A 25682-nucleotide genomic window follows, 5' to 3' on the forward strand; every position below is an offset into this window, starting at 1 on the left:
CTGAGCAGTGGTGAAATAAAATACATCAAACTCAAGTTAAACAAGTAGCTCTATAGTTACAGCTTTAGACAACTAATCTGGTTAGATATATAAACGACGTTCTTAAAAGTTAGGAATTGAAAAAATGAGAAAAGTAGAAGCTATTATCCGCCCATTTAAGCTGGATGAGGTGAAAATTGCCCTAGTTAATGCGGGAATCGTGGGGATGACTATTTCTGAAGTCCGTGGTTTTGGACGACAAAAAGGTCAAACTGAACGCTATCGCGGTTCGGAATACACGGTTGAGTTTCTGCAAAAACTGAAGGTGGAAATCGTCGTGGAAGATCACCAAGTAGATATGGTGGTTGATAAAATTATCGCCGCAGCCCGGACTGGTGAAATCGGTGATGGTAAGATTTTTATCTCCCCTGTTGAGCAAGTTGTACGGATTCGCACTGGGGAAAAGAATACAGAAGCGGTGTAAGTGTTGAATCTCTAGAGAATCGGCGTTGTTGAATTAGGGGATGAGGTATCGTCAAGATTTTTCTTCATCTCTAACATCAGCAGCGCCTTTTGTGGTTTGATTGTGTTAAACTGAAAAAGTTATGGATTACGTAACGCATAACATCTACCATTGTTTAAGATATGTCTCCGTCAGAAAAATATCCAAAATATCGAGATAAAAGGACGGAGGAATTCGCTTTAGGTGAGAGGGTAAAAGAGTTTCAAGCTTTTGCTAGACAAGCATACAAAAGACTTGAGATATTAGAAGCAGCTACTAGCAAAAAGGATCTAATGTTACTACCAAGTAATCATTTTGAGTCTTTAGAAGGTGATAGAAACGGTCAATACAGCATCCGCATTAATGAAAAATGGCGAATTTGTTTTAATTGGCCAGATGATGAACCAAAACCTTTCAACATAGAAATTACAGATTATCACTAAAGGAAAATAATATGGCGCGTCCACCTATTCATCCTGGAGAAATTCTAGCTGATGAACTGCATGAATTAGGAATAAGTGCAAGTGAATTAGCTCGTTTGCTTCATGTCCCAAAAAATCGAATTACTGAAATAATTAATGGTAAAAGATCAATTACTGCTGATACTGCATTACGGCTAGGACAATGGTTTGGTACTAGTGCTGAATTTTGGATGAATTTGCAGAAAAATTATGAACTCAGACTGGCTGAACAAAAGATTGGTAAAGAAATTAAAGCAACCGTTTCTCCTCGTTTATCAACTACGAATATGCAAGTTGTAGCGTAAAATTAGTTTTATTATTCTTCCTCTTCCCTTCGCTTCCTTCGCTCCTTCGTGGTTCGTTAAAATCATTCCCTCAAAAAAACGAATAACCCCAAAAACCCCTCACCCCCACACCTTCACCAACTGCGGAACTAAACTTTTCAAAGCATTACCACGATGACTAATTGACTTTTTCAATTCTGGGGACATTTCGGCAAAAGTCAATTGCTTTTCTGGGACATAAAAAATAGGATCATAACCAAAACCACCCTCACCACGGGTTGAATAAAGAATTTCACCGCGACAAATACCTTCAGATTGCAGAACTATTTCCCCCGCAGGATTTGCAACTGCTACTGCACAGACAAATTGGGCTTGACGATTTTCTGTATTTCCTAATTCTCCTAATAACCTAGAAATGCGTTCTGCATCGGTATTGCCATAACGAGCCGAGTATACACCCGGTGAACCATTGAGGGCATCTACCTTTAAACCAGAATCATCTGCGATCGCCCAATTTCCGGTAGCTATAGCAACCTCAGAGGCTTTGAGACAAGCATTTGCTGCAAAAGTATCCCCTGTTTCTTCAACGTCCAAATCTTCGGGTTTGAGAGTTAATTCCCAACCCGAATCAGCTAAATAAGCTTGCATTTCTTTTAACTTACCGGGATTTCCTGTAGCTACTACGAGTAATTTTTTCATTAGTCATTAGTTATTAGTTATTAGTCATTAGTCATTAGTCATTAGTAAGGGGTAATTGTTTGTTGATTCCATTACCCATTACCCATTACCTGTTAATTAGATTCAGCCCAAGTTTTCGCCCAAGCGAGGGTTTGATGGACTTGTTCTAATGTGGGTGCTTCGCAATAAAGACGTAAAACTGGTTCAGTTCCACTAAAGCGAATCATTAACCAACTTTGATCAGCGAGGCGGAATTTATAACCGTCAATTGTTTTGCAATCAATCACTGCTTTACCAGCAATTTCTGTTAAAGGTTGGCTTTGCAATTGTTGCAATAACCGTCCTCGCACTTCCATATTGGCTAAGGGTAAATCTATGCGATCATAGGTTGAACTGAAATTAGTTTGTTGTTGTAAGAGGCGATAATATTCACCTAAATCCAAACCGGATTCTACAACAGCCTCTAACACATACAATGCTGATAGGAGGGCATCTCGTTCAGGAATATGGCTACCGTAGCCGATCCCACCAGACTCTTCACCACCTAGTAATACCTCTGTAGCTAACATTCTGTCAGCAATGTATTTATAACCAACTGCGGTTTCAAATACAGACAAGTTTAGTGATGCAGCTACAAGGGGAATTAAGTCAGAACCGCTAACTGTTTTGACAATTTCGCCGGTAAAGTTACGCCTGCGGGTGAGGTGGTCAATTAATATGGGGATTAATATTTGGGAACTGAGGAAATTAGCGTCTTTGTCTACTGCTGCAATGCGATCGCAATCCCCATCAAATACCAACCCCACGGTTAAACCTGATTTATGGGTTTCCCCATGATTTTTAATCACTGTCAATAACCGAGAAAGGTATTTAGGTAAAGGTTCGGGCGCACCACCTTCAAATAGGGGATCACGGTTGCTGTTGATTTCTTTTACTTGTTCACCTAATAGTCTTGCTAGCCCCCCAGCCGCTGCGCCGTGCATGACATCAACAAATAATGTTAATTTGTCAGATTTTATTGCTTGCCTAATTTTGTCAATATCAACTTTACCTTCTAATGCTCGACAATAACTTGGCCAGGGATCAAACTTCTCTTCCTTCCCTGGGGTAGCTGCAAGTGGAACATCCACAGTTAACAGCCCTTCTATTTCCTTGGTAACTTCCGGTGGTACGGAACCGCCAAAAGCACTTTTAACTTTTAGTCCTAAATATGTACCAGGATTATGACTGGCTGTAATCACTAGCGCCCCTAAAGCATTGAGTTCTTTAGCAGCCCAACTAAATGCTGGAGTTGGGGCATAAGTTTCGCTAAATAGTACATCAAAGCCAGCAGCCGTGACAGAATCAACAACCACACGGGCGAATTCTTCAGCCATAAAGCGGCGATCGTAACCGACAATGATTGTACGACTACCCACGGTAGAAAAATAAGTGTTATGTAACACTTTGGCGGCAACAGTTGCTACTAAGGCTAGGCGTTCAAAGGTAAATTCTTCGCCAATTACGCCTCGCCAGCCATCTGTACCAAACTTGATTGGATTAGTTAAAACTGGCATGGAGATATCCTAAATTTCTAACTGAGGATTTTAGCATTTATACAAGGTATTACGTAATTAGGATGTTAATTACAAATGAGTTTGAGCGGCTAGAGCTATCGCTAATGGTAAAATTCGATGTTCCTGAACTTGAATTCTAGCGTGAAGTGTTTCTGCTGTATCATCTGGGAGTACAGGTACTGCTGCTTGCATCAAAATTGGGCCACTGTCCATTTCTAAACACAGGAGATGCACAGTACAACCAGTAATTTTTACCCTAGCTTCTAAAGCTTGTTCTACAGCCCGAACCCCCTTAAAACTAGGTAATAAGCTGGGATGAATATTGATAATTTTGTTAGGAAAAGCATCAATTAATACTTCTGTCACCAGACGCATCCAGCCTGCCATAATTACCAAATCTACATCATACTGCCGCAATGTCTGCACAATTTTCCTGTCCAAGTCTTTGCGGTTTTTGTAGTCCCGGTGATTTAAAAGTACAGATTCCACACCTAGATTTGCTGCCCTTGCTGCTGCCTTAGCGTCGGGATTATTGTAAATTAAAACTGGAATTTGGGCGTTTAATTTTCCTTCCTCGATAGCTTGGGCAACTATTTCAAAATTGCTGCCATTTCCAGAAGCCATAATTCCCAGTTTCAAGGGAATGCCTAGTTGTATTTGTTGGCTAGAAATATCAGGAGAAATCAGACTAGCAGCATCAATGGGAGAATCTTGACTCATAAAATGTAGATAAAATCACATAGATAAACATTTAATCACCAATATTGCCATGAAAACATTCCGTTCTTCCCGTTTGCAACTACTAGATAATGATACAGTTGCTGCTTGGGTTTTTCTAACACCCGCACTGATTTTGTTAGGAGTGTTTATAATTTGGCCAATTGCTTATTTGTTTTATCTGAGTTTTACTGCGGGTATTTTCACCTCTAACGGCATTCATTGGGTTGGCTTCAAAAACTATTGGCGTTTGTTACTAAACTCTGACTTTTGGCAAGTTATTTTTAACACAGTTTATTTTACTCTTGGTAGCCTTGTTCCCAGTTTGGTAATTCCATTGGGACTAGCAGTGTTATTAAATCGCTCATTCGCTTGGCTCTCAATTTTGCGAAGTGCTTATTTTCTACCTTCAATTACCTCTCTTGTAGCGGCTGGTTTGGGATTTCGCTGGTTGTTTCAAAATACGGGGCCTGTAAATGAGCTTTTAAAGATATTTGATATTCCCGAAATATCTTGGTTAGGAGATACTTTTTGGGCAATGCCAGTCATCATTTTATTTAGTATTTGGAAACAAATAGGTTTCAATATGGTGGTTTTTTTGGCTGGGTTGCAAGCAATTCCTGTTAGTCGTTATGAAGCAGCAGAATTAGATGGAGCTAATGCTTGGCAACAATTTTGGCATATTACTTTACCCGGACTACGACCGACTTTAATCTTTGCTACTGTTACGACTGCTATTTTTACATTGCGAAGTTTTGAGCCTGTTTATGTGATTACGGGTGGTGGCCCTTTAAATTCTACTAATTTGCTGGTTTATTACACTTACCAAGAAGCTTTTGGTCAATTTGATTTTGGTTATGCCGCAGCTGTAGCCACGGTGTTGTTAATTGTTACTTTGTTACTAGTTTACTTGCAGTTAAGAACTTGGAGAGATGAGTAATATTGTCTTCGCCGAAAGACTTATAATTGGGGCTGACGCGGGGATGGGGAGATGCGGGGAAACGGAGACGCGGGGATGGGGAGATGGGGAGACGCGGAGATGGGGAGATGGGGAGGAATTACGAATTACGAATTACGAATTACGAATTACGAATTACGAATTACGGATTACGAATTACGGATTACGAATTAGTTAAAACTCTCGTCGTAAGAAGATTAAGATGGCAATTGCTAATAGCATAAAACTGTACATCAAGCCATAGCCTGCATTACCAATTAATGTCATTGTGTCAGGTATTGCTTGCAATCCATAGACAGCATCATTTTTCAAATCTAAACGAGATAAATCTGGGAGTATAAGATATAAACCTTGTGTGAAGCGTTCTACACCAGGGTTTTGACTCAGACGACCAAGTGCGACCAAATCTTGGGTAATATTGCCCATTAAATAGACAGCAAATGTTAAAGCTGTGGCTATGAGAGAACTGGTAAAAACTCCTAATGTGATAGCTACTGCGGTAATTAAGGTTAACTGCAAAAACAAGAAAAATGCAGCAATCAGAATACTGGAAATTGGATAAGACATTTTACCAAATTGTAAAAATCCCAGATAAATAGCTGTCATAGCGGCAACTATTACAGCTAGAACTGCGGATAAACCTAAGTATTTACTAGTGATAAATTCACTACGACTTATGGGTTTGGCAATTAACATTAAAATAGTGCGCTTTTCAATTTCTTTATTAACTAGTCCTGTACCTATAAAAACAACAACAATTAAACCGATTACGTTCATTGTTGCTAAACCAAAGTCTAAAAATATTTTGTCTTTGGTTGCGGCTGCAAATTCAAAAATTGCCCGATTAGCGACAGCGAGGATGAGTGCATAAAAACCAATGATGTACAGGATGCGATCGCGTATCACTTCCTGAAACACATTTTTTGACATCACAAAGGTTCTAGTTATATTCATGGTCATTGGTCATTGGTCATTGGTCATTGGTCATTGGTCATTAAGTTATTCTTCATTTTCTCCGTGTCCCCGTGTCCCCGTGTCCCCCCATCACCGCGTCTCCCCATCACCGCGTCTCCCCATCTCCCCATCACCGCGTCTATCTTCCTACTGCTGTGGTGGTGGTGCGCCGAGGAAAAATTTGCTGGTGCGATCGCATTCAATTCCTGCAACTGCGTTTTTATTCTCTGGTTGCTTGACGGCTGCAATTGGTTGGATACGACAGGATTTTTGGAGATAAAAACCCCGTGCATTTGCACTAGGCCCTGTCCAAATACTGAGGATATCTAATCTATATCCCGAATCGACATTGACTACACGGGGTTCAACCCGCCATAGTTCTTGTTCTTCATATTTTACCAGGTTTTTGTCGATCATTCTTTTACCCAAGTTTCCTACTTGCTGGTTTGCTTCTAATAGCCATCTCTCTACTTCTGACCAAGGTCGCGTCACTATTTGTTCTTCTATTAAAGGCTGAATTTTATTCAAAATCATAGCTCCATTCTGGGGCGTTTTGGCTTTTGGCTCTAGTTTAATTACAAAGGTGCTACGTTGAAAATTATCTACTAGTAAAGTGGGATATTCTTTTAACCATTTATCTATGACAAAGTAAAACTGAAGCCAACAACTTATTAGCATTGACCAAGCAATCAAAATGATTATTTTTTGGCGGTCTTGCTGTTTAGGAAGGGTAGCTTTTGATTTTGTACCTGTGCCTACAAAAAATTCTGGTATTGCGGTAATGATTGCAGAAATTGTTGGCCAAAAAACGATGGTTTTAGGAGTAACTAAATTCAGATCTTGTCTAAAAGCAAATACACTGACTAAGAATCCAGTTATCAATGCTCCCACTGGCATAAAAGTTCCGGGAACTCTTAAGGGGTCGTCGGTGGTATACCAGGCTGTACCTGCCATTAAGAAGACCCAACCTGAAAATGCAATGAGATCTCTTATATAGCCTAGAGAAAAATATGACATTACCCAAGAAAAAACACTTAAATAGATTAGTGTTTGCCAAGAAAAAGCCTTGGGAGGCATTAAAAGTTTTTGAATTCCTAAGAATAAGTCTTGAACAAATTTAAAGAGAATAATTACTTCTTTAAACAATGATGAATTCATGTTTTACCTCTAATTTCTAAATCTAAAATTTTTAATGTTTTTTGTAACTTTTTAATTACTTAAATCCTCCAGAGTAGGTGCGAATCAATATAACTATAGTGATCGCACTATAGCTAAGAGAATTTGCTATTAAAGTAGTAGTAATTAAATTGGTGTTTCGTAATTTGGCTTTGTTAGTTAATTTTAATCTTTGGCGTTGAGAGAGTAGTGTATTGTCTTCATTTTTGGTATTGGTAAATTCACCCAAAGAAACAATTAAGGTTTTTAATAAAAAAAACTTAATTAAAAAAGTACTAAAAAATATAATAAAACCAGCGATGACTAGATAGCTTTGAGTGCTGAGATTTTTGAAATTATTAAAAAACACATAACTAATTAATTCTGACTTAATTGGTACAGGTAATATTGGCTCTACCAGAAAAAATATATTCCAGCCAATGACACTGGAAAAAACATTCATGGCAATGGCATAAAAGATGCTAGTTTTTTTGTCAAATTTTAGCCAGAGATGGAGAATGTACCCTTCTATGGGAATGGCCATTAATAAGAACAAAGTTTCAAATACAATTGCACCAATGGGTAAAATTCGGGGAAGTGATAATTCTTCAGGCATAAAGTTCAATAAGTTCAATAAATTTGGGATTTGGGATTGAAGCCACCCACGAAAGGATGAGAATTTAGAGATGTTGAATTAAAGATTTGTTTCGCTGATCAGGCTTAAAGGATTAACTGAGCAACGTAAATCTAAAATGTAGCATTTGTCAAGAGTCTGGGTTAAATGTAGAGTATAACTGAGATGATACGGATGTTGGTGGCAATTATCTCATCAAAGAAGGGAATAGGGAACAGGCAATAGTTTTATCTACACACTAGGACAAAATACTGTCAACAAAGCGACTAAGCACTTACGGAGAAGCCAGCTACAAAATTTCTGAAAAGTATTCCCAATAAGCTTTTTTAATTTTTAATTTTTAATCTTTACAGCAGATGGCAGATCAATGAGGTACAGAATCAAAATTGAAACCTATACACCAAGCCAGTTTTACTCCTGACTCCTGACTCCTGACTCCTGAATTCTGCTGTAATTCCGCGAAGCAGTGCTAGTTTAGGTAAAATAGGAGACTGCGACGTTACAGCTTTTCCAGAAATGACAAGAAATGGCATCGGTATTCGCACAGCACAAGTGCGTTCTGAACGGCTCATTGGCCAAATTCACGTCTATGATGGTATTGGCAAAGGTAAGTCCCAAGCGGCTTTAGGGGTGGTTTTGCGCTCGATTGGTTTGGGAATCAATGCACCGAGTGATTCAAATCGCGTTCTACTGCTGCGGTTTCTCAAAGGCCCAGAACGGGATTATGATGAGGATGGAGCGATCGCAGCTTTACAGCGTGGTTTTCCCCATTTGATTGATCAGGTTCGCACGGGGAGAGCCGAGTTTTTTGGACATGATGAGATTACTCCCTTTGACAGAACAGAAGCTGCACGGGGTTGGGATGTGGCCAAGGGTGCGATCGCATCAGGGTTATACTCGGTTGTGGTTTTAGATGAAATTAACCCGGTTTTAGATTTGGGTTTGCTATCGGTGGATGAAGTGGTAAACACTTTAAAATCTAAACCCCAAGAATTGGAAATCATCGCCACCGGACGCGCAGCACCGCAACAGTTACTAGATATTGCGGATTTGCATTCGGAAATGAAACCTCACCACCACCCAACAGCAGCAGCGCTGTTAATTGAGGGAATTGAAATTTATACAGGTGCGGGTAAGGGTAAATCTACAAGTGCTTTAGGTAAGGCTTTACAAGCGATTGGGAGGGGAATTAATCACCCTGGTTCTACTCGTGTATTAATTATGCAGTGGTTGAAGGGTGGTAGTGGTTATACTGAAGATGCAGCGATCGCAGCTTTGCAGCAGTCCTATCCAGAAGTGGTGGATCATTTACGCTGTGGTAGAGATGCGATTGTTTGGCGCAATTCTCGGCAAGAATTAGACTATATAGAAGCTGAGAGAGGTTGGGAAATTGCCAAAACTGCGATCGCATCTGGAATCTATAAAACCATCATTCTTGATGAACTCAATCCTACTGTTGATTTAGAATTACTTCCTGTTGATCCCATTGTGCAAGCTTTATTGCGTAAACCAAGAGACACCGAGGTTATCATTACTGGTCGTTGTCAAAATCAGCCTGCATATTTTGATTTAGCCAGTATTCATTCGGAGGTTTATTGTCATAAACATTATGCTAATCAAGGTGTGGAACTGAAGCGGGGGGTTGATTTTTAAATTGGTCATTAGTCAATAGTTGGTAGTCAGTAGTCAATTAACAACTGACAACTGACTATGCACAATATTAGGATTATAAAATTAAATTCAGTAATTTAATTGTCTGAATCAGGATATCCAGGATTTAAGGATTTACAGGATGTTTGTTTGAGTTGTGTTTTTAGGGCTTAAGGATTCAATACTTTTCGGTTAGGCTCAAAACACTACAATGTGATCTAGATTAATGCTTTTTGCTGCTTGATAGGGAATACTAGAATAAATACTCCTTGTCAGATAAAGGCGAATTTTGACGAATGGACTGGACAACAATACTTAAAGCACAGCAGACTGATTTTATTGAAAGACTGAAATCTGGTGACTTATTCCATTGTGAGAAGGAAGGCCGACATAGTGAGTTGACGGTTATCTCTGAAGAGAGGTTAAAGCAATTACGGGATTTTTGCTGGGAGATGGCTAATAAATTTAAGCAACAAAACGACGTTAAGAACATCTTCTTCAATAATATGAAGGGAAAGCTGGGTGAGGAAGTTTTTAAAAGTCGTTTGGGTGATTTGGTAACTGAGGTTGATTATGAAAAACGCATTGGTGGAGATGGGAAGGTTGATTTTACTTTAACTTCTGATTCATCAATTGGTATTCAGGTGAAAACCCGTTATGGGAATTGTGATCAAGTTCAATGGACAATTTATAGAGAAGAAATTGAAAAAAATTCTGTTTTAGTATGTATTTTATGTCAAGAAGAATTTAGTGAAAATGAAAAAGAGTATCGTCTGATTATAGCTGGGTTTTTACCAACCAATATAATTAAATCAAGTGGTGATAAAACTTTAGTCAGAATAGATGAATTACTTTATCCTGGTAGTTTACGTGGGTACTTAGAGAGTTTAACATCTTATGATGCTGACAAATATATCAGTTTAGGTGATGAATGTCTTGATAAAAAAGATTATGAAGGTGCTGCTTTCCATTATAATCAAGCCTTACAACTAAGACCTAATGATTCTCTTATTTACAAAAAACGGGGACTAGCTCGGTATTTTTTAGGAGACAAACAAAGTGCTATTGATGATTACACCAAAGCTATCAAAATTAATCCGAACCTTGCCATAGCCTACTATAGACGAGGAATTTTTCACTGTGTTTTAGGAGATAACCAAAGTGCAAACGCAGATTTTAAACAAGCTGCTGATTTATTTTATAAACAAGGAGATCAAGAGTTTTACCAAGAAGCACTGGATAGAATTAGAGAACTTGAACTGCAAGAGGATAATAAATCGCAGAAACAATTACAGCAACTCTGGAATGTAGGTGATCATGTAATTCACAAAAGATTTGGTACTGGTGAAATAACTCATGTTTTTGGATCACAAAATAAAGTATCTTTAGCAATTAAGTTCAATAAAGCATGTCAAAAGATAATTGATCCAACTATCGCTCAACTAGTAAAGATAGATTAAATAGGTATCAGAATCCAGTTCAATTTCTGAAAAAGGGTTCAAAATTTGATATAAATCCAACTACAAATATGATAAAATAGTATCTGAATTATTCTAGCTTAATTAACTATGCAAACCACAGAATCACCCTTACAATTGCGGCTGTGGACTGTTGATGAATACCACAGAATAGCTGAAGCAGGAATATTTGAGCCAAGTGAACGGGTAGAATTATTAGAGGGGAAAATAATTTGGATGGTTGCGAAAGGAACAGCCCACAGTTCAGCAGTAGGAAGAACAAATAAATTATTACAAAATCGTTTAGGAAATCAGGCTTGGATAGCTGTTCAAGACCCTGTAAAATTAAATGAAAGGTCTGAACCAGAACCAGATATTGCTGTAGTGAAAATAGATCCACTAGACTATGCAGATCATCATCCTACACCAGCAGAAATTTATTTAATTATCGAAATTGCAGATAGTAGTTTAAAACTAGATACAGAAATCAAAGCCAAGGCTTATTCTCAAGCAGGAATTAAAGATTATTGGGTGTTAGATGTAGTGAAACGCGAATTAATTGTATTTAGAAATCCCACAACAGAAGGTTATCAAAATCAAGAAATTATCACAGAACAGCAAAAAATATCTCCTTTAGATTTTCCTGATTTAGAAATTGTAGTAGCTGAAATGCTACCAATTGTCTAAATAAAACAAAAATCCTGAAAATCCTTAAATCCTGGACATCCTGATTCTGACAAATTAAATATCAGGTTCAACACCCAGCTTTCTTAACTGTTCTATCAATCTTTCCTTTTGTTCCGTCGGAGTTAAAACCCAATTACCAGAAACATCATACCATCGTAACCAAGGCTGCTGAATATTATTATATGTTCCTTCCCAAACACCCAAACCTAATTCTATTTCCGGTATCCAAAAACGAGAATCTGATAAATTGATTTCCGCATAACGACCTCCATCTAATTTAAACATTCTAAATGTATATGTATAACGGTCAAAAATAGCATAATAGGGAATCCTTAAAATCTGCTCGTAAACTTCCCATTTCGTTGGCGGTTTTTCCACATCTCGTAAAGTCTGTCCTAAATCTTCCTTTTCTGTTCCTGGTGATAGTAATTCAACTATAATAAAAGGAGTAATTCCCTCTTGCCAAATTACATAACTTAAACGTAAATCACCATTTTTATATAGAGGAGAAACTCCCACAGATACAAACCAATCTGGTCTTTTATACCATGTTGGATGATTGGGGTCATAATATAAATTCATATCACTAGCGGTAAATATTTTGTTGCTAGGATAGGTGGGAGAATTAAAAGTTTCGTCTAATAAACGTGGTTGCAATAAATGAAATTGATCAGGCAAACCTTTTTCCTCTGGATCTTCACTTTTGAGATCATACATCGTTGGTAATACTTCTTGTGGTGAACGAGGCGGATCTGTTTGATACATTTTACTATTCCTGGAAAATTTAATTTATTGTCTGTTCACGGTATTTCTATTGTGCCAAAATTAATTAGGATATAGATTTTTATTCTTGACGTGGATCTGATAGTGGTGGATGGATGCCAACCTGCTTCCACCCAAAAACGACGAGCAACTTGAATACAAGGCTTATCACGCCGTTCATCATTGAACTTAAAGCGATCGCGCTAATTATACAAAATCAAGCCACATTCTTGACTGAAATAATTCCTGCGCTGCACCACTGAACTAATAGCCATCGGTCAGAATCTTTATCTAGTGCAGGCTTGAGACGGAAAGCGAAAAATTCTTCCCATGCCTCTATACCGTGTCGTGAGACAAATTGTTTCTCAATTTCTTTAAATTTTTCCCAATTGCGTTCCGCTATAGCAGTCAGCATGGGAATTAATTCAGTGATTGATATAGAAAGTGTTGCTTCACTCATCTGGGTATCCCTCAAAAATACAGATTATTGGTAAAACTTCTGCCTCGGTATCGATCACCTCAACTCAACCTACATAAACTATTAATTCAAACCCAAGATTCTAAAGCAAAGTTATAGACTTGCTGGATACGTTGGAAATCATTGTCTGTTGAGACTACAGTAAGGCTGTAGTGAATTGCTGTAGCCGCTATCCAAAGATCATTATCCCCAAAGCCGAGAGTTTGAATGTTAAATTTCCGCCGTTCACTTTTTTCTTTAAATCCAAATGTATTAACAAGTTTACCTTTAAGATCACCGTAAATATTTGAGATTGATAAATTAATAGGATAAAGGTCTATCGTATTTAGAAAAGATTGAACCCTTTGCAAATTTGCATCTCTTTGTTCAGATTTGACTGCCATATAAAGCAGTTCTCCACGGACAATAACGCTAGTAGCAACGCCTTTGTCGCCATGAAATTGTAGTTGTTGAATAAGATGAGGTTCACCAAAGATAATCCGACTACAATGATTAGTGTCTAGGAGATACATTAAAATTCAGCCTGAGAACGAGTGTCATAAACAAGTTGAAGACATTCTTCAAAATCATCACCTTGCCAAGTACCAGCAAATTGTAGCAAATCTTTAGCTTTAGAACCGCGTAATATTGGTTCTTCGTCTTTTTGAGAAATATCTACTGGTTTAATTTTTCTGGTTTTGAGATATTCGAGATAGTCCAGGGTTTCTTCTAGTATTGATTCAGGAACAGCTTCAATTGCGGCTAGGAGTTTTTCTTTAATAGTGGTCATGATTCTGGTTAGGAATTAATAGTATTTATTTTACATTATTAATATCAGATTTGCTGTAAGTAAATTTAGCAGAGAGAAGTTATAAAATTAATTGCCAAAACTGCGATACATTTACTGCTGTCCTACAAGGAATACAGTTAGCTAAGTCGCAAAGCGTCCCCTGAGAAATCCGGTATCACTTCTGGAATCTATAAAACTATCATTCTCGATTATTTGAGCGTTAGCGACGCAACTTAATTTTATAAAATTGCATCTATACATTTTTGTAGATTAATTATTATTTATTAATGTATGTACAAACTCCCTTGCACTGAACACAAACCCTGACGAATGCCATCATACATCCTTCACCGATAAATAAATTAGCAAAAACTCTAATTCCATTGTTTTATCTAGTATATGTACTGTAAACAATTAGACTTCTTGCAAAATTTCTAGAGTTGAAAACTACTACTAACCATTTCCTGATATCCTTAAACCCAGAAATTGCAAAATTCACAAAACATGGAAACCGCAACACCGAAAACCCCACGTTGGTTTGTTCGCAGAGATATAGATGGTTTATTTGGACTCGTACTTGATAACTTTATTCAAATATTATTAATTGTCAGTTTATGTCAAGGTGTATTAGGTTTCCCACCTTCCCTAGTCTATGGACGCATTTTACCCGGTGTAGCTTTTAGTTTAATTGTTGGTAACTTTTATTATGCTTGGTTAGCAAAAGAACAAGGTACAAAAGAACAGCGTGATGATATTACCGCCCTTCCCTATGGTATCAACACCGTGAGTCTGTTTGCCTATATTTTCTTAGTCATGTTACCCGTAAAATTAGCAGCACTAGCTAAAGGTGTATCTCCTGAACAAGCATCCGAACTAGCATGGCAAGCAGGTATTGTAGCTTGTTTAGGCTCAGGTTTAATTGAACTTTTAGGGGCTTTTATCGTTAACCCACTGCGACGCATTGCGCCCCGTGCAGCTATGCTTTCTACCCTCAGTGGTATCGCTATCACCTTTATTGCTATTGGCTTTTTATTTCGCACCTTTGCTAACCCAGTCGTCGGTTTAGTTCCCCTGGGTGTCATCCTTGTTACCTATTTTGGTAAAGTGCGTTTTCCCATACCAGGGGGATTATTAGCTGTGTTGTTAGGAATTACCCTCGCATGGGGAACAGGTTTAGTGAGTTGGGATAATGCTAAATTTACTGCTGCTGTTGCACCTATCGGTTTTTATTTCCCCAGTTTATATTTAGGACAACTTTGGGAAAGTCGTACAGTTTTAGTAGAATACCTCAGCATCATCTTACCAATGGGATTATTTAACCTCGTTGGTAGTATTCAAAACTTAGAAAGTGCTGAAGCTGCTGGAGATGTTTTTCCGGCTGTACCATCCTTAGCTGCTAATGGGATTGGTACTATTGTGGCTGCGGTTTTCGGTTCTTGTTTCCCCACCACTATCTATATCGGTCATCCTGGATGGAAGGCTTTAGGTGCAAGAGTGGGTTATTCTATCGCTAACGGTATCATTATGGGCATCCTGTGTTTAAGTGGCACTGTCGCCATGTTTGCCTATTTTGTCCCGATTGAAGCAGGTATGGCTATTGTCCTCTGGATTGGGATTGTGATAGTTGCCCAAAGCTTCACTGCTACCCCCTCTCACCATGCGCCGGCGGTGGTTGTGGGCTTGTTACCTGGAATTGCGGGGTGGGGAGCGTTAATGGCTAAAAATGCCTTGCGGGCGGCGGGTTTGGGTACACCTGATAACCCATTTACACCTGCTTTAATTGAGCAATTTAAATTAAGTGATACCTATATTGATGGGGCTTTTGCTTTAGAGCAGGGGTTTATTTTTTCAGCGATGATATTAGCCGCTATCACTGTTTTTATTATTGAACGAGATTTTCGTCAAGCTGCTTATTGGTCTTTAGGAGGTGCTGTATTATCTTGGGTCGGTTTAATGCACAGTTATCAATGGACGATCGCAGATACGGTTGTTAATTTGGGTTGGGGAACAGGAAGTAGTTGGGCTGTGGGTTATATTTTACTGGCTATTTTGTTTTTCTATGTCTCTTGGCAAACAAGACATAAACAGGAATGAATTAATTTAATAATTCAGGAATCAACCCGTGTTCTCTGTGCCTCTGTGGTTAGTTATTCCGTAATGTGCATAAATTCCAGATTAGCGATCGCCCTATTCTGCATTTACAGTAGTTTGCGGAACACGATCTTATCATCGCCTGCTGCGTAGAAGTCACGAATGCGTGCTTCCTCCTGGTAGCCATATTTGCTGTAAAATGCCCTTGTGCGCTCAAATTCTGGGAGTCCTGAAGTTTCCACCAATAGCATATGGCCACCGCGTGTCGTCAAAGTTTGTTCAACATAGCGCAGCAGTTTCCCACCACGTCCTTGTCCCTGAAGTTCAGGTCGGATGGCGATTAATAGCAAGTTCCACGTTTGATTAGTCATCCGTTCCGGTTCACAGTAGCCAACCCCAACCGGACCATTGTCGTCGTCGGTAATCCAGAAATTATCAGTTTTGCTGTTGCTACTAAAGTAATCCTCTAACGTTTTACTCAAATACTCAAGTTCTTTTGGCTCAAAGCCGATAGCTTGGGCTATGGTAATTAGGGCGTTGGTGTCATCGGGTATGGTCAGTCGAATCATAAGTCAACAGCAACAAGAATATGTAACCGATACCAATTGTACTACAAGATATTACAAAAGCTAGTTAGCTGTAGCGATCGCTACGCATATTTTAGATTGTTTTATGGAATTGGTACAATCAGGAAATTTTCTAAAAAACACAGTGATTTCCCGTAAAACACCAAGTAACTATTGGAGTAATTAAAAAGCTCTGGCTATCCAAAAAATTCATGGATGAGCTTTTCATATTTCGCCCTTATGTTGTGAACTATTTTAGGAAATCAGCTAAATGCCCCAAATCAACAGCACAATGATGCAGTATTTCCACTGGTATATCGATCCCGATTTAATCCTGTGGAATGATGTAAAAAACAAAGCTCAAGAATTAGCTGATGCAGGTTTTACGGCTTTGTGGCTACCACCAGCGTATAAAGGAACGGCAGGTGGTTATGATGTGGGATATGGCGTATATGATATGTACGACTTGGGCGAATTTGATCAAAAAGGCACAATTCGCACTAAATATGGCGATCGCCAACAGTATTTGGATGCTATTCAAGCACTTCAAAAACAGGGTTTACAAGTCTACGCAGATACTGTCCTCAATCACAGACTGGGAGGGGACGAGAGCGAAGTCGCCAAAGCGACACCATTCTCCAATCATAATCGGCTTCATCCTCAAGGTGAGCAACGAGAGATAAATGCTTATACCCATTTCAACTTTTCTGCTCGTCAGGGGAAACATTCTGACTTTGAGTGGCATTGGTGGCACTTTGATGCTGTAGATTATGATGATTATTCCAAAGAACAAAATACTATCTATTTATTTGATGGTAAAAAATTTGATGATTATGTCGCTTTAGAAAAAGGTAACTTTGCCTATTTGATGGGATGTGATGTGGACTTTCAATCCCAGGAAGTCAGAGAAGAAATAACTCGTTGGGGTGAATGGTATCTTGACACTACGGGAGTCGATGGTTTCCGTATTGATGCCGTTAAACATATTTCCGCTTGGTTCTTTCCTCAATGGTTGGATCAACTCAAGGAATATGTGGGTAAAGATTTATTTGCAGTGGGTGAATATTGGGATGACGATATCACCTCATTGCACTGGTATCTCGATACTGTTGAGAACAAAATGTCCTTAATTGATGTTCCCCTCCACTTCAATTTCCACCGTGCTAGTAAATCAGGCGGTGACTATGATATGCGGCGCATTCTTGATGGGACATTAATGCAGGAACGACCTACCCAAGCTGTCACTTTTGTTGAAAACCACGACTCCCAACCATTACAAGCTTTAGAATCACCTGTTGAACCTTGGTTTAAACCTTTGGCTTATGCTTTGATTCTCCTCCGTGGCGAAGGTTATCCTTGCGTATTCTATGCTGACTATTATGGTGCAGAATATGAAGATAAGGGCAGAGATGGTAACGATTATAAGATTGTTATTCCTTCTCATCGTTGGTTAATTGACAAATTTCTCTATGCTCGTCAGAATCTTGCCTATGGTCCCCAATATGACTATTTTGATGACCAAAATGTAATTGGCTGGACAAGACTAGGAGATACAGAACACCCCAAAGGGCTGGCTGTAGTTATGAGTAATGGATCTGGTGGTAGTAAATGGATGGAAGTTGGTAAACCTAATAGTAAGTTTTACGATCTGACTGAACAGATTAAAGAACCTGTTTATACGAATGAAGAGGGTTGGGCAGAGTTCCCTTGTGAAGGTGGCTCAGTTTCGGTGTGGATTCAAGATTGATGAATTTAAAACTAAAATAGGTTTTTGATACTATAGCAGGAGTCAGGAGTCAGGAGTCAGGAGTCAGGAGTAAAACCCTCTTGTAGTGGGAGTTTCATTATCAATTGATGTCCTAACCACCCTGTCCACCGCTATATCTGACCCAAAGCATTAGCGAATCTCCTCATTTGGAGGTTCGTTTTAATTTGTGAATAGGGTACTATTACTTAGTCCGTTGACAATTAGCAGTTAACTTAACTAATAGGAGCAATTATGGATAATAGCAATACTTTGGATTTGGTGACTGGGGGATTAGCGATCGCTATTTTGGTAGGTGGAATGTTGATGATGTTCACTACCATTTTCAGCACCAAGAAATAATTTAATTGTTTTCACCCAGTTTTTCTGGGTGATCCATCACCAACACTCTGTCTGTTGTTAACTAGTTCTTCAAGCAAGCCATCGTAGTAAAACACTCTTAACAGGATTGATAAATTCCCGTTTTTCAGATGTTGCGCGAGCAAACTCACGTTTTAACTGGTAATACCATTGGGCTTGCATATCCGAATCTTTAATTAATCGCAGCACTGGCTCATATTTAAGTCCAATTTGCTGCTTTTCTACCACTGTTCGGTCTTGATCTAGAAATTTCCGCGCTAATACATGAATCAAAGGTTTGAATACAGTTAACCAAGTAGGCATCCCATAAAGAACAAAAGTTACCTCAGTTTCTGTATCAGAAATCGGTGTAACCGCTGTCAAATTACAAAGTCGATGTTTACCAAAGGTAATTTCTTCTATTCTCACACCTGGTAAACGAAAAGAAATTTCTACTTCTGGAATACCACCACCGACTAACCAATATAATCGGCTCATATTCTCCATATTCTCTGATAACTTATGTCGTCGGACTGTAAACCCATAAGGTGAAGGATCAAATTGTTTGACTTCTTCATGTAATTTCCCGCTTCTCCACCACCATACCCGATGTACATAGGGAGAATGAGCAGGGTCCATTAAACCTGTCACCGCATGATCAATAAAGCAAGGAAACCGCATTACCTCAACTAGTTGGGGTTGTTGTTCAGGAAAACCTGGAACTATGGGAACTTCCATTTCTGAAGCATGGGGTTGAGATTTATCCCCATCGGACATATATATCCAAATATTGCCTTGAGTTTCATGGATAGGATATGATTGCACATCGAAGCGACTCAAATCCGTATCTTGTTCAGGCAATAAAGATGGAATTGTGACACAATGTCCAGCCGGGTCAAAACGCCAACCGTGGTAACAGCATTCTACTTCTTGCCCATCGAATCGACCACAACTTAAGGGTACAGCCCGATGAGGACAAATATCTCGCACAGCAGAAACCTGACCATCTAGGCTTCTAATTAGTAGCACTGGTTCTCCTAAGAAAATCCGGGCAACCATTTTACCTGGTTTCAGGAGATGACTAGGTAGTGCATAGTACCAAAGATTACGTAATAAAAGGTTGTTGTTATCTATCACAATATAACTAACGTATAACTAAAGGCAATATATCCGACAATAGCGGTAGAGAACAAGTTTTCTTTCCAGATAAATTTTATATTCCTTTAAATCCCATCCCAGTTTCTACTTCTTGTTCTGCTGGAAGAGAATTTACCTTTTTAGGTGCAGTTTTGCGATAGCGTTCGCGTAAGCGTGTCCCCTTGGGACTCAGCGCTGCTGCAAGCAGATCGCTCTGAAGTCTGATACCAATCTGGCTCAAAAATATGCCAACCAAAATCAAGCTACCACCGATATATTGAGCTACGGTAGGGGCTTCTCCCAATACCAAGTAAGCTGCTAGAATACCGACAATGGGGGTAAAAGAGCCTGCTAAGGAAGCCTCTGACACCGTAGAAGCTCTCAAGCCTTTGAGCCAAAATGATTGACCTAGCACGACAATTACCGCACCATAAAAAAGCATCCACTGCCACAGAAAAGGTGAGAATACATCTTTAAAATGGTCGCTACCATAGAGAATTAAAGCAATAAAGAAAAATACTACAGTTCCTAGAGCAGTACGAAAGATACTGAAGATTCCTAGTGGGATATGGGCAAGCCATCCTTTGACAATAATTGTGGAAACTACAGAAATCAAGGCAGCGAATGTTACTAATATTTCGCCAATACCCACTCCTAAACCTCCCATATTCATCATCGCTGCTCCTGGTGGTTGAAGGAGAATAGTGAGGGTGACACCAACAAATGCAGCCAAGGCTCCCATAACGTCCCAACGATTTACCCGTTCCCGCAGTAACCACACTGATAAAGCCATAGTTAACGGTGGTTCCAAGCGGCCAATCAAAATGATATTGTTGACTCTTGTTATTGCTAATGCCTGAAAAACTAAGCCGGGAATAATGGCTCCAGATAAAATAGCTACCGTTGTTAGTAAGTACCAATCTTTTTTTGACAGCTGCTGCAAAGTCGCTTTATTCCACTGTCGTCCATAAATGAGTAAAAAAACTATTAAAGCGCAGAGATTACCTACGAATAAAACATTACACAGAGAAATCGGATTTCGACCATCGATGAAGTGTTGAGCGCCGATTTGCGTTAGTTTGCGGGTAACTGCACTAGAGGCTCCAAAAATCAGAATTGCCAGCCAGAGATAGATTTGACCTGGAATTTTGGGGATAAAAGGATATCTTCTCTGTCTGGTCACAATAACACCACTGTAAGGAAAATACTTTTAATTATGAATCCTATACTCGGCTGCGCTGATTAAGAGAGGGTGATAGAAAACTTAAATTAAGCTGAGACTGTACAATATCACAACTTCCTGAGAAGAAAAATACTGTGGGAGTTGACCAGGTTTGTTTAGGTGAGTGTTTTCAGAGCGATCGCACTCAGCCAACACTCAGCAACGCTTGGAGGCTTTGGCTAAGGTTGTGGGGCTGGGTTTAAGATTCCGGCGTTGTGGGTTGATGGTTGGTGTCAGCGGTGTTTTACGCCATTTGGGGAGATGGTAGAACCTCAGAAGAAAATGTAGGATATTGAAAGCGTTAGCGTAGCTCATCGTCGATATCGCTTGCCCTCTCCTGTAGAAATGGAAATTTTGATATGCTAGATTAAGATTAAAAACTAGCAATATTAGGTCTATAAGGCTATTCTTACAGCCATTTCAAACTTATGGGGAATTGTCAGAGCATAAAGCCCTTGTTTAATATGTATTTAAAATTCGTTGCAATTTTTCCGCAAATTGGTGCATTCTTAGGATGATATAGATATAGCATTGAGGCAGTAGCCGAGATTTGTTCCTCTGGTTGAGTAGTGTTAGCGCAACTGCTTAATATGATGGTATTTTCTAGCTCTGCTTTAGCGTTCTTGGCTTATAGTGAGGTTGGGTTATCTAATGCTCAGTAAAAATGTGGAGGTTCGAGACTTTTCAATGGTGTTGGTGGCAGAAAACGCTAACCCATCTATTTTAAATCCTGACTTTTTGAAATACAACCATATTGTACCTGATGACTGGGAGTTAGCAATGCCGCCAATCTGTACTCCTCCTGTGTCTCAAGTTGTTTATAAAAATGGAGTCAATATTGTAGCTCAACCAGATAAAATTTCATTTGGGGAGTTTATTGATACTGAAAAAATTTATAAAATACCAGAAATTAGTAGTCAATTTGTGGATGTAGTTCCTAATCTTAATTATCAAGCAATAGGCATTAATGTTAATGCTCATATTTTGGTCGAACAAAAAGATAAAGAACAAGATATTGTTTTAACTAAATTGATAGCTGCTGGTAAATGGAAAAACTTTCGAGGAAAATCGCCTAATACAGTTGTTCAGTTTGTTTATCAATTTGAAGATAGTAATTTAACTATTGCTATTCAGGAAGCTTTAATGCAAAATCCACCTGATAATGAGCAAATACCAATTATGACTTTCGCGGCTAATTTCCATCGACAATTAATAGGTATTAATCTTCAAGAAAAAACTACTCATCTCAAAAAAATTATACAATTATATCAGTCTGATTTAAATAATTTTATTTGTTTCATTGAAGAAAATTTTTTAGTTGACTTCCAGGAAAAATTATGAACACAAGCACTTGGGACAACACCTACATTAAAAACACACAGCAGCCTGATACTGCTTCCATCCGCAGCATTGGCAGACAGATTTCCATTACATCTAAAAATGCTGCAATTCCTCAGAGTTCGCCTTTGGTAAAAGCGGCTTTAAAATATTTATCCTTTAGTGGCGTTTATGCAATAAATGATGCTTCATTATTTATTGATTCACGCAAACAAGAAGAATTTGATTGGCAACAGAATAGAAATGCCTATCAAAGAATTATTCATTTATCAGATTTAGAAGATAAATGGGATGGTTATAATGCTCCTAAATTTTCTAAAGAGCAGGTTCATTTAGCACTGACTCTGTACTCCCACCTTCGCAGCTATTGTATTGATAGAAACATTGATTTTGCGAAGATTGAGCCATTTGTTGCTCCTTGCTCGGATGGTATGATTTTATTTGAATGGTCAGGTAAACGCTTCCCAAACAAGCAATTAGAACTTTATGTTCCTATTTCAGCAGAGCATCCTTTTGAATTTTTGAAGACTGAAGGTGATTCAGAAGTTGAAGGAGAGTTCAATTTAGATGAGTTGTATCCTATACTAGATTGGCTATTTAATTTTGAATACTGATAAATGGCTAAACTTCATCAAGTTAACTCTTCTGACAAGCTGTTGAGATGGCTTCACCCCGGTCAATTTGATTGGGATGAAAAAAGACCAACATCAGCAGCTTTTAAAGATGATGAAATGTCTGTTGATATATTGTGTTTAACAACGATAGAAGAAAGTTTTGATAGAGCCAAAAAAATAGGTAAAAATGCAGTAGTTTCTATACCTGCGGAATTAGTTATAGAGAAAGGTCTAGAGGTAAAACATGATCCTGTTGATGGTAATGATGCTCATGCTGTAATTTTAGGAAAGAAGACTAAATCAATTGCTAAATTTTTCGCTACTAACTGTGAGGTAGAAATTTATCCGTCCAAAGATGAGCCTAGTTAATTGTTACTCTCATATTTAAAGTTAACCTATAAAGACTTTGTATTGAATTGAAGGCAACTTATGAGTTAAATCACTATATATTCTGGCAATTTTCGTGTTTTCTTGCAAAAGAAAGCGTTGCATATGATAAATAACATCTAACCACACGGGAATCACAGCATTACCTTCATCCAGGGATGCTTAGACGCGTTAGACATCGCTTTCTTGCTGTCAAATTCTACTCAATAAAGTTTGTCAACACGGTCAAATAATCTGGCAATTGACAGTTTAATTTGCGAATATACATAAAGCCAGCAGCGGGATTTGAACTCGCGACCTTCCGATTACAAGTCGGATGCACTACCACTGTGCTATGCTGGCGTTTTGGGAAGTAAGCTTTAAGCACTCACTGATTAACAATCATATCATAAATTTTAAATTTGTCTAGAGTCTAAAATAAAAAATTTCTCCCCCCAACTTTAGCTACTTCCTGAGCAAAAGCACAAGGATGCGGGAACGCATAAGCAGACAGGGGGAATTTGCTATGAGTCCTAATATTATTCATCACCAAAGCTGACTCCAATTCTGTAGCTCAAAGTAACAATATTTGGTACAGTTTTAAGACTGTATCCCTTTTGAGGCGGCTGAGTGAAGGCACAGACACAGATCATTATTATTTAAACATCATCAGCATGGCAGCATTGATCGGACGAGATTTATTAGGTCTGGCGGATCTTAGTTCCACAGAACTGCAAGAACTTCTGGAATTGGCAACTCTGCTGAAGTCGCAACAGCTAAAGTTGCAGTGTAATAAAGTGTTGGGTTTGTTATTCTCTAAAGCTTCAACTCGCACGAGAGTGAGCTTTACAGTGGCGATGTACCAACTGGGTGGACAGGTAATCGATCTCAATCCTAATGTGACTCAGGTGAGTCGTGGGGAGCCTCTTCAGGATACTGCAAGGGTGTTAGATCGTTATCTGGATATTTTTGCAATTCGTACTTTTGCCCAACAGGATTTGGAAACTTTTGCCAACTATGCCGAAAGTCCTGTAATTAATGCACTTACAGATTTAGAACATCCTTGCCAGATTTTAGCCGATTTATTGACAATTCAAGAATGTTTTGGGACTTTGGCTGGTTTAACTTTGACTTATGTGGGTGATGGAAATAATGTCGCTAATTCTCTGATGTTGGGTTGTGCTTTGGTGGGAATGAATGTGCGGGTGGCTTTTCCTTCGGGATATGCACCAGATGCAGAAATTGTGGAAAAAGCGAGGACAATAGCTAATAATAAAACTGAAGTTGTTCTCACTCATGACCCAGAAGCAGCTGCTAAAGGTGCATCTGTACTTTACACTGATGTTTGGGCAAGTATGGGACAAGAGGCGGAAGCTGATAACCGTTTCCCTATTTTCCAACCTTATCAAATTTCTGAGCAGTTATTAAGTCTTGCAGATCCTGCGGCAATTGTTTTACACTGTTTACCAGCCCATCGCGGTGAAGAAATTACTGAGGAAGTAATCGAAGGTTCTCAATCAAAGGTTTGGGATCAGGCAGAAAACCGATTACACGCTCAAAAAGCTTTACTGGCTAGTATTTTAGGGGCTAAATAGCCTTCTCAGTAATGGGTAATAGGTAATGGGTAAGAGAAATAACAATTACCAATTATTTATTACCAATTACCTCCTCCCCAATTATGATTAATCTTTGCTTCTATCTTGTTAAGGGAAGATTTTTGTAGTACTAATGTTCTAGAGACATTTGTAATTACTTCCCGAAAAAATTATGGAAAGACTAACAGAAGCTCAACAAGAATTATACGAATGGTTGACAGAATATATCCGAATGAATCAGCATTCGCCTTCTATTCGCCAAATGATGCAAGGTATGAACCTGAAGTCACCAGCACCGATTCAAAGCCGTTTGGAGCATTTACGCAATAAGGGATATATTGAATGGAAGGAAGGTAAGGCGCGAACGATTCGGGTTCTGCGTTCTGTTAAGCTCGGTGTGCCGATTTTAGGTACTATTGCTGCTGGGGGATTAATTGAACCTTTTACGGATGCTGTTGAACATTTAGACTTGGCTAATTTATCATTACCTGCCCATAGTTATGCTTTGCGGGTTGCTGGTGATAGCATGATTGAAGATTTGATTGCTGATGGTGATGTGGTATTTTTGCGTCCGGTAGCAGAACCGAATCAGTTGAAAAATGGGACTATTGTAGCTGCGAGGGTGGACGGACACGGTACAACATTAAAACGTTTTTATCGTCACGATGATCTTGTGACTCTCAAACCGGCAAATCCTAAGTACAATCCCATTGAAGTACCAGCAATGCAAGTACAGGTACAAGGTTCTTTAATTGGTGTTTGGCGGGATTATAACTAAAGATTGGGGAGATGGGGACAAATCAATTCTAAATTCAAAAGTACTCCTGCTTGTTCCCTATGACCAATCACCAATCACCAATTACCAATCTTTATGTACCTGACGCAAAAACCAGTGCAGAAATTGCCTTCTTTCTCTCTCAAGTTACCTTATGTGGGGGAGAAAAAGGGCAGTTATCACGTTAAGCAGC

At 38.9% G+C, this 25682-nt stretch carries 28 protein-coding genes and 1 tRNA gene; 15 read left to right on the top strand and 14 right to left on the bottom strand.

All coding sequences use genetic code 11. The features are described 5' to 3' along the window. Positions 1 to 124 precede the first annotated feature (124 nt). The 3 genes from H6G68_RS12110 to H6G68_RS12120 all read left to right on the top strand — a co-directional run bounded on the left by H6G68_RS12110 (position 125) and on the right by H6G68_RS12120 (position 1247). Positions 125 to 463 (top strand): P-II family nitrogen regulator, encoded by a 339-nt coding sequence (locus H6G68_RS12110; protein WP_016953382.1) that lies wholly within the window; start codon positions 125 to 127, stop codon positions 461 to 463. A 161-nt stretch (positions 464 to 624) separates the two neighbouring features. Continuing rightward, entirely contained in the window at positions 625 to 924 is a 300-nt protein-coding gene (locus tag H6G68_RS12115; protein ID WP_127052952.1) for a type II toxin-antitoxin system RelE/ParE family toxin, read from the top strand. A gap of 11 nt (positions 925 to 935) precedes the next feature. Further along, complete coding sequence (locus tag H6G68_RS12120) at positions 936 to 1247, top strand: HigA family addiction module antitoxin (RefSeq protein ID WP_190906878.1); 312 nt, start codon at positions 936 to 938, stop codon at positions 1245 to 1247. Between the two features lie 99 nt (positions 1248 to 1346). Here H6G68_RS12120 and rdgB read toward each other — a convergent pair whose 3' ends face one another. From rdgB to purN, 3 genes are all read right to left on the bottom strand, one after another. Beyond that, on the bottom strand, positions 1347 to 1925 hold the full coding sequence (gene rdgB, locus H6G68_RS12125; protein WP_190906879.1) for an RdgB/HAM1 family non-canonical purine NTP pyrophosphatase: 579 nt from the start codon (positions 1923 to 1925) through the stop codon (positions 1347 to 1349). A gap of 92 nt (positions 1926 to 2017) precedes the next feature. Further along, entirely contained in the window at positions 2018 to 3460 is a 1443-nt protein-coding gene (locus H6G68_RS12130; protein WP_190906880.1) for a phosphoglucomutase/phosphomannomutase family protein, read from the bottom strand. Positions 3461 to 3529: 69 nt separating this feature from the next. Further along, positions 3530 to 4180 (bottom strand): phosphoribosylglycinamide formyltransferase, encoded by a 651-nt coding sequence (gene purN, locus H6G68_RS12135; RefSeq protein WP_190906881.1) that lies wholly within the window; start codon positions 4178 to 4180, stop codon positions 3530 to 3532. Between the two features lie 49 nt (positions 4181 to 4229). Here purN and H6G68_RS12140 point away from each other — a divergent pair, with 49 nt between their 5' ends. Next, entirely contained in the window at positions 4230 to 5117 is an 888-nt protein-coding gene (locus H6G68_RS12140; RefSeq protein ID WP_190906882.1) for a carbohydrate ABC transporter permease, read from the top strand. Between the two features lie 192 nt (positions 5118 to 5309). Here the strand turns inward: H6G68_RS12140 and H6G68_RS12145 are convergent, their stop codons facing one another. From H6G68_RS12145 to fraC, 3 genes are all read right to left on the bottom strand, one after another. After that, on the bottom strand, positions 5310 to 6089 hold the full coding sequence (locus tag H6G68_RS12145) for an ABC transporter permease (RefSeq protein WP_190906956.1): 780 nt from the start codon (positions 6087 to 6089) through the stop codon (positions 5310 to 5312). Between the two features lie 147 nt (positions 6090 to 6236). Next, positions 6237 to 7247 carry a septal junction protein FraD gene (gene fraD / locus H6G68_RS12150; RefSeq protein WP_127052968.1) on the bottom strand — a complete coding sequence of 337 codons (1011 nt, stop codon included), beginning with the start codon at positions 7245 to 7247 and terminating at the stop codon, positions 6237 to 6239. A gap of 55 nt (positions 7248 to 7302) precedes the next feature. Then, positions 7303 to 7860, bottom strand: a complete 558-nt coding sequence (fraC, locus tag H6G68_RS12155) for a filament integrity protein FraC (RefSeq protein ID WP_190906883.1) — start codon at positions 7858 to 7860, stop codon at positions 7303 to 7305. A 534-nt stretch (positions 7861 to 8394) separates the two neighbouring features. On the opposite strand from fraC, the gene H6G68_RS12160 reads away from it, so the two are divergent. The 3 genes from H6G68_RS12160 (at position 8395) to H6G68_RS12170 (ending at position 11672) form a co-directional block, all read left to right on the top strand. After that, on the top strand, positions 8395 to 9531 hold the full coding sequence (locus H6G68_RS12160; RefSeq protein ID WP_190906884.1) for a cob(I)yrinic acid a,c-diamide adenosyltransferase: 1137 nt from the start codon (positions 8395 to 8397) through the stop codon (positions 9529 to 9531). A 293-nt stretch (positions 9532 to 9824) separates the two neighbouring features. Then, a complete protein-coding gene (locus H6G68_RS12165) occupies positions 9825 to 10988 on the top strand; it encodes a tetratricopeptide repeat protein (RefSeq protein ID WP_190906885.1) in 1164 nt (387 codons plus the stop codon). 108 nt (positions 10989 to 11096) lie between these two features. Continuing rightward, positions 11097 to 11672, top strand: a complete 576-nt coding sequence (locus H6G68_RS12170) for a Uma2 family endonuclease (protein WP_190906886.1) — start codon at positions 11097 to 11099, stop codon at positions 11670 to 11672. Between the two features lie 54 nt (positions 11673 to 11726). On the opposite strand, the gene H6G68_RS12175 is transcribed toward H6G68_RS12170, so the two are convergent. The 4 genes from H6G68_RS12175 to H6G68_RS12190 form a co-directional block, all read right to left on the bottom strand. Further along, positions 11727 to 12437, bottom strand: coding sequence for a Uma2 family endonuclease (locus H6G68_RS12175; protein ID WP_190906887.1), 711 nt, complete (start codon positions 12435 to 12437; stop codon positions 11727 to 11729). 214 nt (positions 12438 to 12651) lie between these two features. Continuing rightward, complete coding sequence (locus H6G68_RS12180; protein ID WP_190906888.1) at positions 12652 to 12894, bottom strand: hypothetical protein; 243 nt, start codon at positions 12892 to 12894, stop codon at positions 12652 to 12654. Positions 12895 to 12980: 86 nt separating this feature from the next. After that, positions 12981 to 13424 (bottom strand): type II toxin-antitoxin system VapC family toxin, encoded by a 444-nt coding sequence (locus H6G68_RS12185; RefSeq protein WP_190906889.1) that lies wholly within the window; start codon positions 13422 to 13424, stop codon positions 12981 to 12983. After that, a complete protein-coding gene (locus H6G68_RS12190; RefSeq protein WP_190906890.1) occupies positions 13424 to 13681 on the bottom strand; it encodes a hypothetical protein in 258 nt (85 codons plus the stop codon). The genes H6G68_RS12185 and H6G68_RS12190 overlap by 1 nt, the downstream gene beginning before the upstream one ends. A 504-nt stretch (positions 13682 to 14185) precedes the next feature. Between H6G68_RS12190 and H6G68_RS12195 the strand changes: the two genes are divergently transcribed. Further along, positions 14186 to 15775, top strand: coding sequence for an NCS2 family permease (locus H6G68_RS12195; protein WP_190906891.1), 1590 nt, complete (start codon positions 14186 to 14188; stop codon positions 15773 to 15775). A 104-nt stretch (positions 15776 to 15879) separates the two neighbouring features. Here H6G68_RS12195 and H6G68_RS12200 read toward each other — a convergent pair whose 3' ends face one another. Then, entirely contained in the window at positions 15880 to 16341 is a 462-nt protein-coding gene (locus H6G68_RS12200; RefSeq protein WP_190906892.1) for a GNAT family N-acetyltransferase, read from the bottom strand. Between the two features lie 268 nt (positions 16342 to 16609). Between H6G68_RS12200 and H6G68_RS12205 the strand changes: the two genes are divergently transcribed. Continuing rightward, positions 16610 to 18085, top strand: a complete 1476-nt coding sequence (locus H6G68_RS12205; protein WP_190906893.1) for an alpha-amylase — start codon at positions 16610 to 16612, stop codon at positions 18083 to 18085. 429 nt (positions 18086 to 18514) lie between these two features. On the opposite strand, the gene H6G68_RS12210 is transcribed toward H6G68_RS12205, so the two are convergent. Then, positions 18515 to 19579 (bottom strand): Rieske 2Fe-2S domain-containing protein, encoded by a 1065-nt coding sequence (locus H6G68_RS12210; RefSeq protein ID WP_190906894.1) that lies wholly within the window; start codon positions 19577 to 19579, stop codon positions 18515 to 18517. Positions 19580 to 19655: 76 nt separating this feature from the next. Continuing rightward, positions 19656 to 20762, bottom strand: coding sequence for an EamA family transporter (locus H6G68_RS12215; protein WP_190906895.1), 1107 nt, complete (start codon positions 20760 to 20762; stop codon positions 19656 to 19658). A 690-nt stretch (positions 20763 to 21452) separates the two neighbouring features. On the opposite strand from H6G68_RS12215, the gene H6G68_RS12225 reads away from it, so the two are divergent. The 3 genes from H6G68_RS12225 to H6G68_RS12235 are packed head-to-tail and all read left to right on the top strand — an operon-like array spanning position 21453 to position 23122. Then, positions 21453 to 22142: a hypothetical protein gene (locus H6G68_RS12225; RefSeq protein ID WP_190906897.1), complete on the top strand. Its 690-nt coding sequence runs from the start codon at positions 21453 to 21455 to the stop codon at positions 22140 to 22142. Then, complete coding sequence (locus H6G68_RS12230) at positions 22139 to 22753, top strand: hypothetical protein (RefSeq protein WP_190906898.1); 615 nt, start codon at positions 22139 to 22141, stop codon at positions 22751 to 22753. The genes H6G68_RS12225 and H6G68_RS12230 overlap by 4 nt, the downstream gene beginning before the upstream one ends. A gap of 3 nt (positions 22754 to 22756) precedes the next feature. Next, a complete protein-coding gene (locus H6G68_RS12235; protein WP_190906899.1) occupies positions 22757 to 23122 on the top strand; it encodes a hypothetical protein in 366 nt (121 codons plus the stop codon). A 288-nt stretch (positions 23123 to 23410) separates the two neighbouring features. Here the strand turns inward: H6G68_RS12235 and H6G68_RS12240 are convergent. Beyond that, positions 23411 to 23482, bottom strand: a tRNA-Thr gene (locus tag H6G68_RS12240). Between the two features lie 311 nt (positions 23483 to 23793). On the opposite strand from H6G68_RS12240, the gene argF reads away from it, so the two are divergent. From argF to H6G68_RS27605, 3 genes are all read left to right on the top strand, one after another. After that, complete coding sequence (gene argF / locus H6G68_RS12245; RefSeq protein ID WP_190711462.1) at positions 23794 to 24714, top strand: ornithine carbamoyltransferase; 921 nt, start codon at positions 23794 to 23796, stop codon at positions 24712 to 24714. Positions 24715 to 24886: 172 nt separating this feature from the next. After that, the gene (gene lexA / locus H6G68_RS12250; protein WP_190906900.1) at positions 24887 to 25492 is read left to right on the top strand and encodes a transcriptional repressor LexA; all 606 of its coding nucleotides are present in this window, start codon (positions 24887 to 24889) and stop codon (positions 25490 to 25492) included. Between the two features lie 59 nt (positions 25493 to 25551). Further along, positions 25552 to 25677: a hypothetical protein gene (locus H6G68_RS27605; protein WP_277925501.1), complete on the top strand. Its 126-nt coding sequence runs from the start codon at positions 25552 to 25554 to the stop codon at positions 25675 to 25677. Positions 25678 to 25682 lie beyond the last annotated feature (5 nt).

The organism is Anabaena catenula FACHB-362 (genome assembly GCF_014698735.1).
GTDB classification, from domain to species: Bacteria; Cyanobacteriota; Cyanobacteriia; order Cyanobacteriales; family Nostocaceae; genus Anabaena; species Anabaena variabilis_A.

What these genes read in the sequence shown, in the direction of transcription:
- fraD (WP_127052968.1), bottom strand. Translation starts at nt 7,247, where the DNA reads ATGAATTCATCATTGTTTAAAGAAGTAATTATTCTCTTTAAATTTGTT.
- H6G68_RS12235 (WP_190906899.1), top strand. Translation starts at nt 22,757, where the DNA reads ATGGCTAAACTTCATCAAGTTAACTCTTCTGACAAGCTGTTGAGATGG.
- H6G68_RS12170 (WP_190906886.1), top strand. Translation starts at nt 11,097, where the DNA reads ATGCAAACCACAGAATCACCCTTACAATTGCGGCTGTGGACTGTTGAT.
- H6G68_RS12140 (WP_190906882.1), top strand. Translation starts at nt 4,230, where the DNA reads ATGAAAACATTCCGTTCTTCCCGTTTGCAACTACTAGATAATGATACA.
- H6G68_RS12230 (WP_190906898.1), top strand. Translation starts at nt 22,139, where the DNA reads ATGAACACAAGCACTTGGGACAACACCTACATTAAAAACACACAGCAG.
- H6G68_RS12115 (WP_127052952.1), top strand. Translation starts at nt 625, where the DNA reads ATGTCTCCGTCAGAAAAATATCCAAAATATCGAGATAAAAGGACGGAG.
- fraC (WP_190906883.1), bottom strand. Translation starts at nt 7,860, where the DNA reads ATGCCTGAAGAATTATCACTTCCCCGAATTTTACCCATTGGTGCAATT.
- lexA (WP_190906900.1), top strand. Translation starts at nt 24,887, where the DNA reads ATGGAAAGACTAACAGAAGCTCAACAAGAATTATACGAATGGTTGACA.
- H6G68_RS12130 (WP_190906880.1), bottom strand. Translation starts at nt 3,460, where the DNA reads ATGCCAGTTTTAACTAATCCAATCAAGTTTGGTACAGATGGCTGGCGA.
- purN (WP_190906881.1), bottom strand. Translation starts at nt 4,180, where the DNA reads ATGAGTCAAGATTCTCCCATTGATGCTGCTAGTCTGATTTCTCCTGAT.
- H6G68_RS12180 (WP_190906888.1), bottom strand. Translation starts at nt 12,894, where the DNA reads ATGAGTGAAGCAACACTTTCTATATCAATCACTGAATTAATTCCCATG.
- H6G68_RS12165 (WP_190906885.1), top strand. Translation starts at nt 9,825, where the DNA reads ATGGACTGGACAACAATACTTAAAGCACAGCAGACTGATTTTATTGAA.
- H6G68_RS12190 (WP_190906890.1), bottom strand. Translation starts at nt 13,681, where the DNA reads ATGACCACTATTAAAGAAAAACTCCTAGCCGCAATTGAAGCTGTTCCT.
- H6G68_RS12225 (WP_190906897.1), top strand. Translation starts at nt 21,453, where the DNA reads ATGCTCAGTAAAAATGTGGAGGTTCGAGACTTTTCAATGGTGTTGGTG.
- H6G68_RS12195 (WP_190906891.1), top strand. Translation starts at nt 14,186, where the DNA reads ATGGAAACCGCAACACCGAAAACCCCACGTTGGTTTGTTCGCAGAGAT.
- H6G68_RS12205 (WP_190906893.1), top strand. Translation starts at nt 16,610, where the DNA reads ATGCCCCAAATCAACAGCACAATGATGCAGTATTTCCACTGGTATATC.
- rdgB (WP_190906879.1), bottom strand. Translation starts at nt 1,925, where the DNA reads ATGAAAAAATTACTCGTAGTAGCTACAGGAAATCCCGGTAAGTTAAAA.
- H6G68_RS27605 (WP_277925501.1), top strand. Translation starts at nt 25,552, where the DNA reads ATGACCAATCACCAATCACCAATTACCAATCTTTATGTACCTGACGCA.
- H6G68_RS12110 (WP_016953382.1), top strand. Translation starts at nt 125, where the DNA reads ATGAGAAAAGTAGAAGCTATTATCCGCCCATTTAAGCTGGATGAGGTG.
- H6G68_RS12160 (WP_190906884.1), top strand. Translation starts at nt 8,395, where the DNA reads ATGACAAGAAATGGCATCGGTATTCGCACAGCACAAGTGCGTTCTGAA.
- H6G68_RS12200 (WP_190906892.1), bottom strand. Translation starts at nt 16,341, where the DNA reads ATGATTCGACTGACCATACCCGATGACACCAACGCCCTAATTACCATA.
- argF (WP_190711462.1), top strand. Translation starts at nt 23,794, where the DNA reads ATGGCAGCATTGATCGGACGAGATTTATTAGGTCTGGCGGATCTTAGT.
- H6G68_RS12145 (WP_190906956.1), bottom strand. Translation starts at nt 6,089, where the DNA reads ATGAATATAACTAGAACCTTTGTGATGTCAAAAAATGTGTTTCAGGAA.
- H6G68_RS12175 (WP_190906887.1), bottom strand. Translation starts at nt 12,437, where the DNA reads ATGTATCAAACAGATCCGCCTCGTTCACCACAAGAAGTATTACCAACG.
- H6G68_RS12185 (WP_190906889.1), bottom strand. Translation starts at nt 13,424, where the DNA reads ATGTATCTCCTAGACACTAATCATTGTAGTCGGATTATCTTTGGTGAA.
- H6G68_RS12120 (WP_190906878.1), top strand. Translation starts at nt 936, where the DNA reads ATGGCGCGTCCACCTATTCATCCTGGAGAAATTCTAGCTGATGAACTG.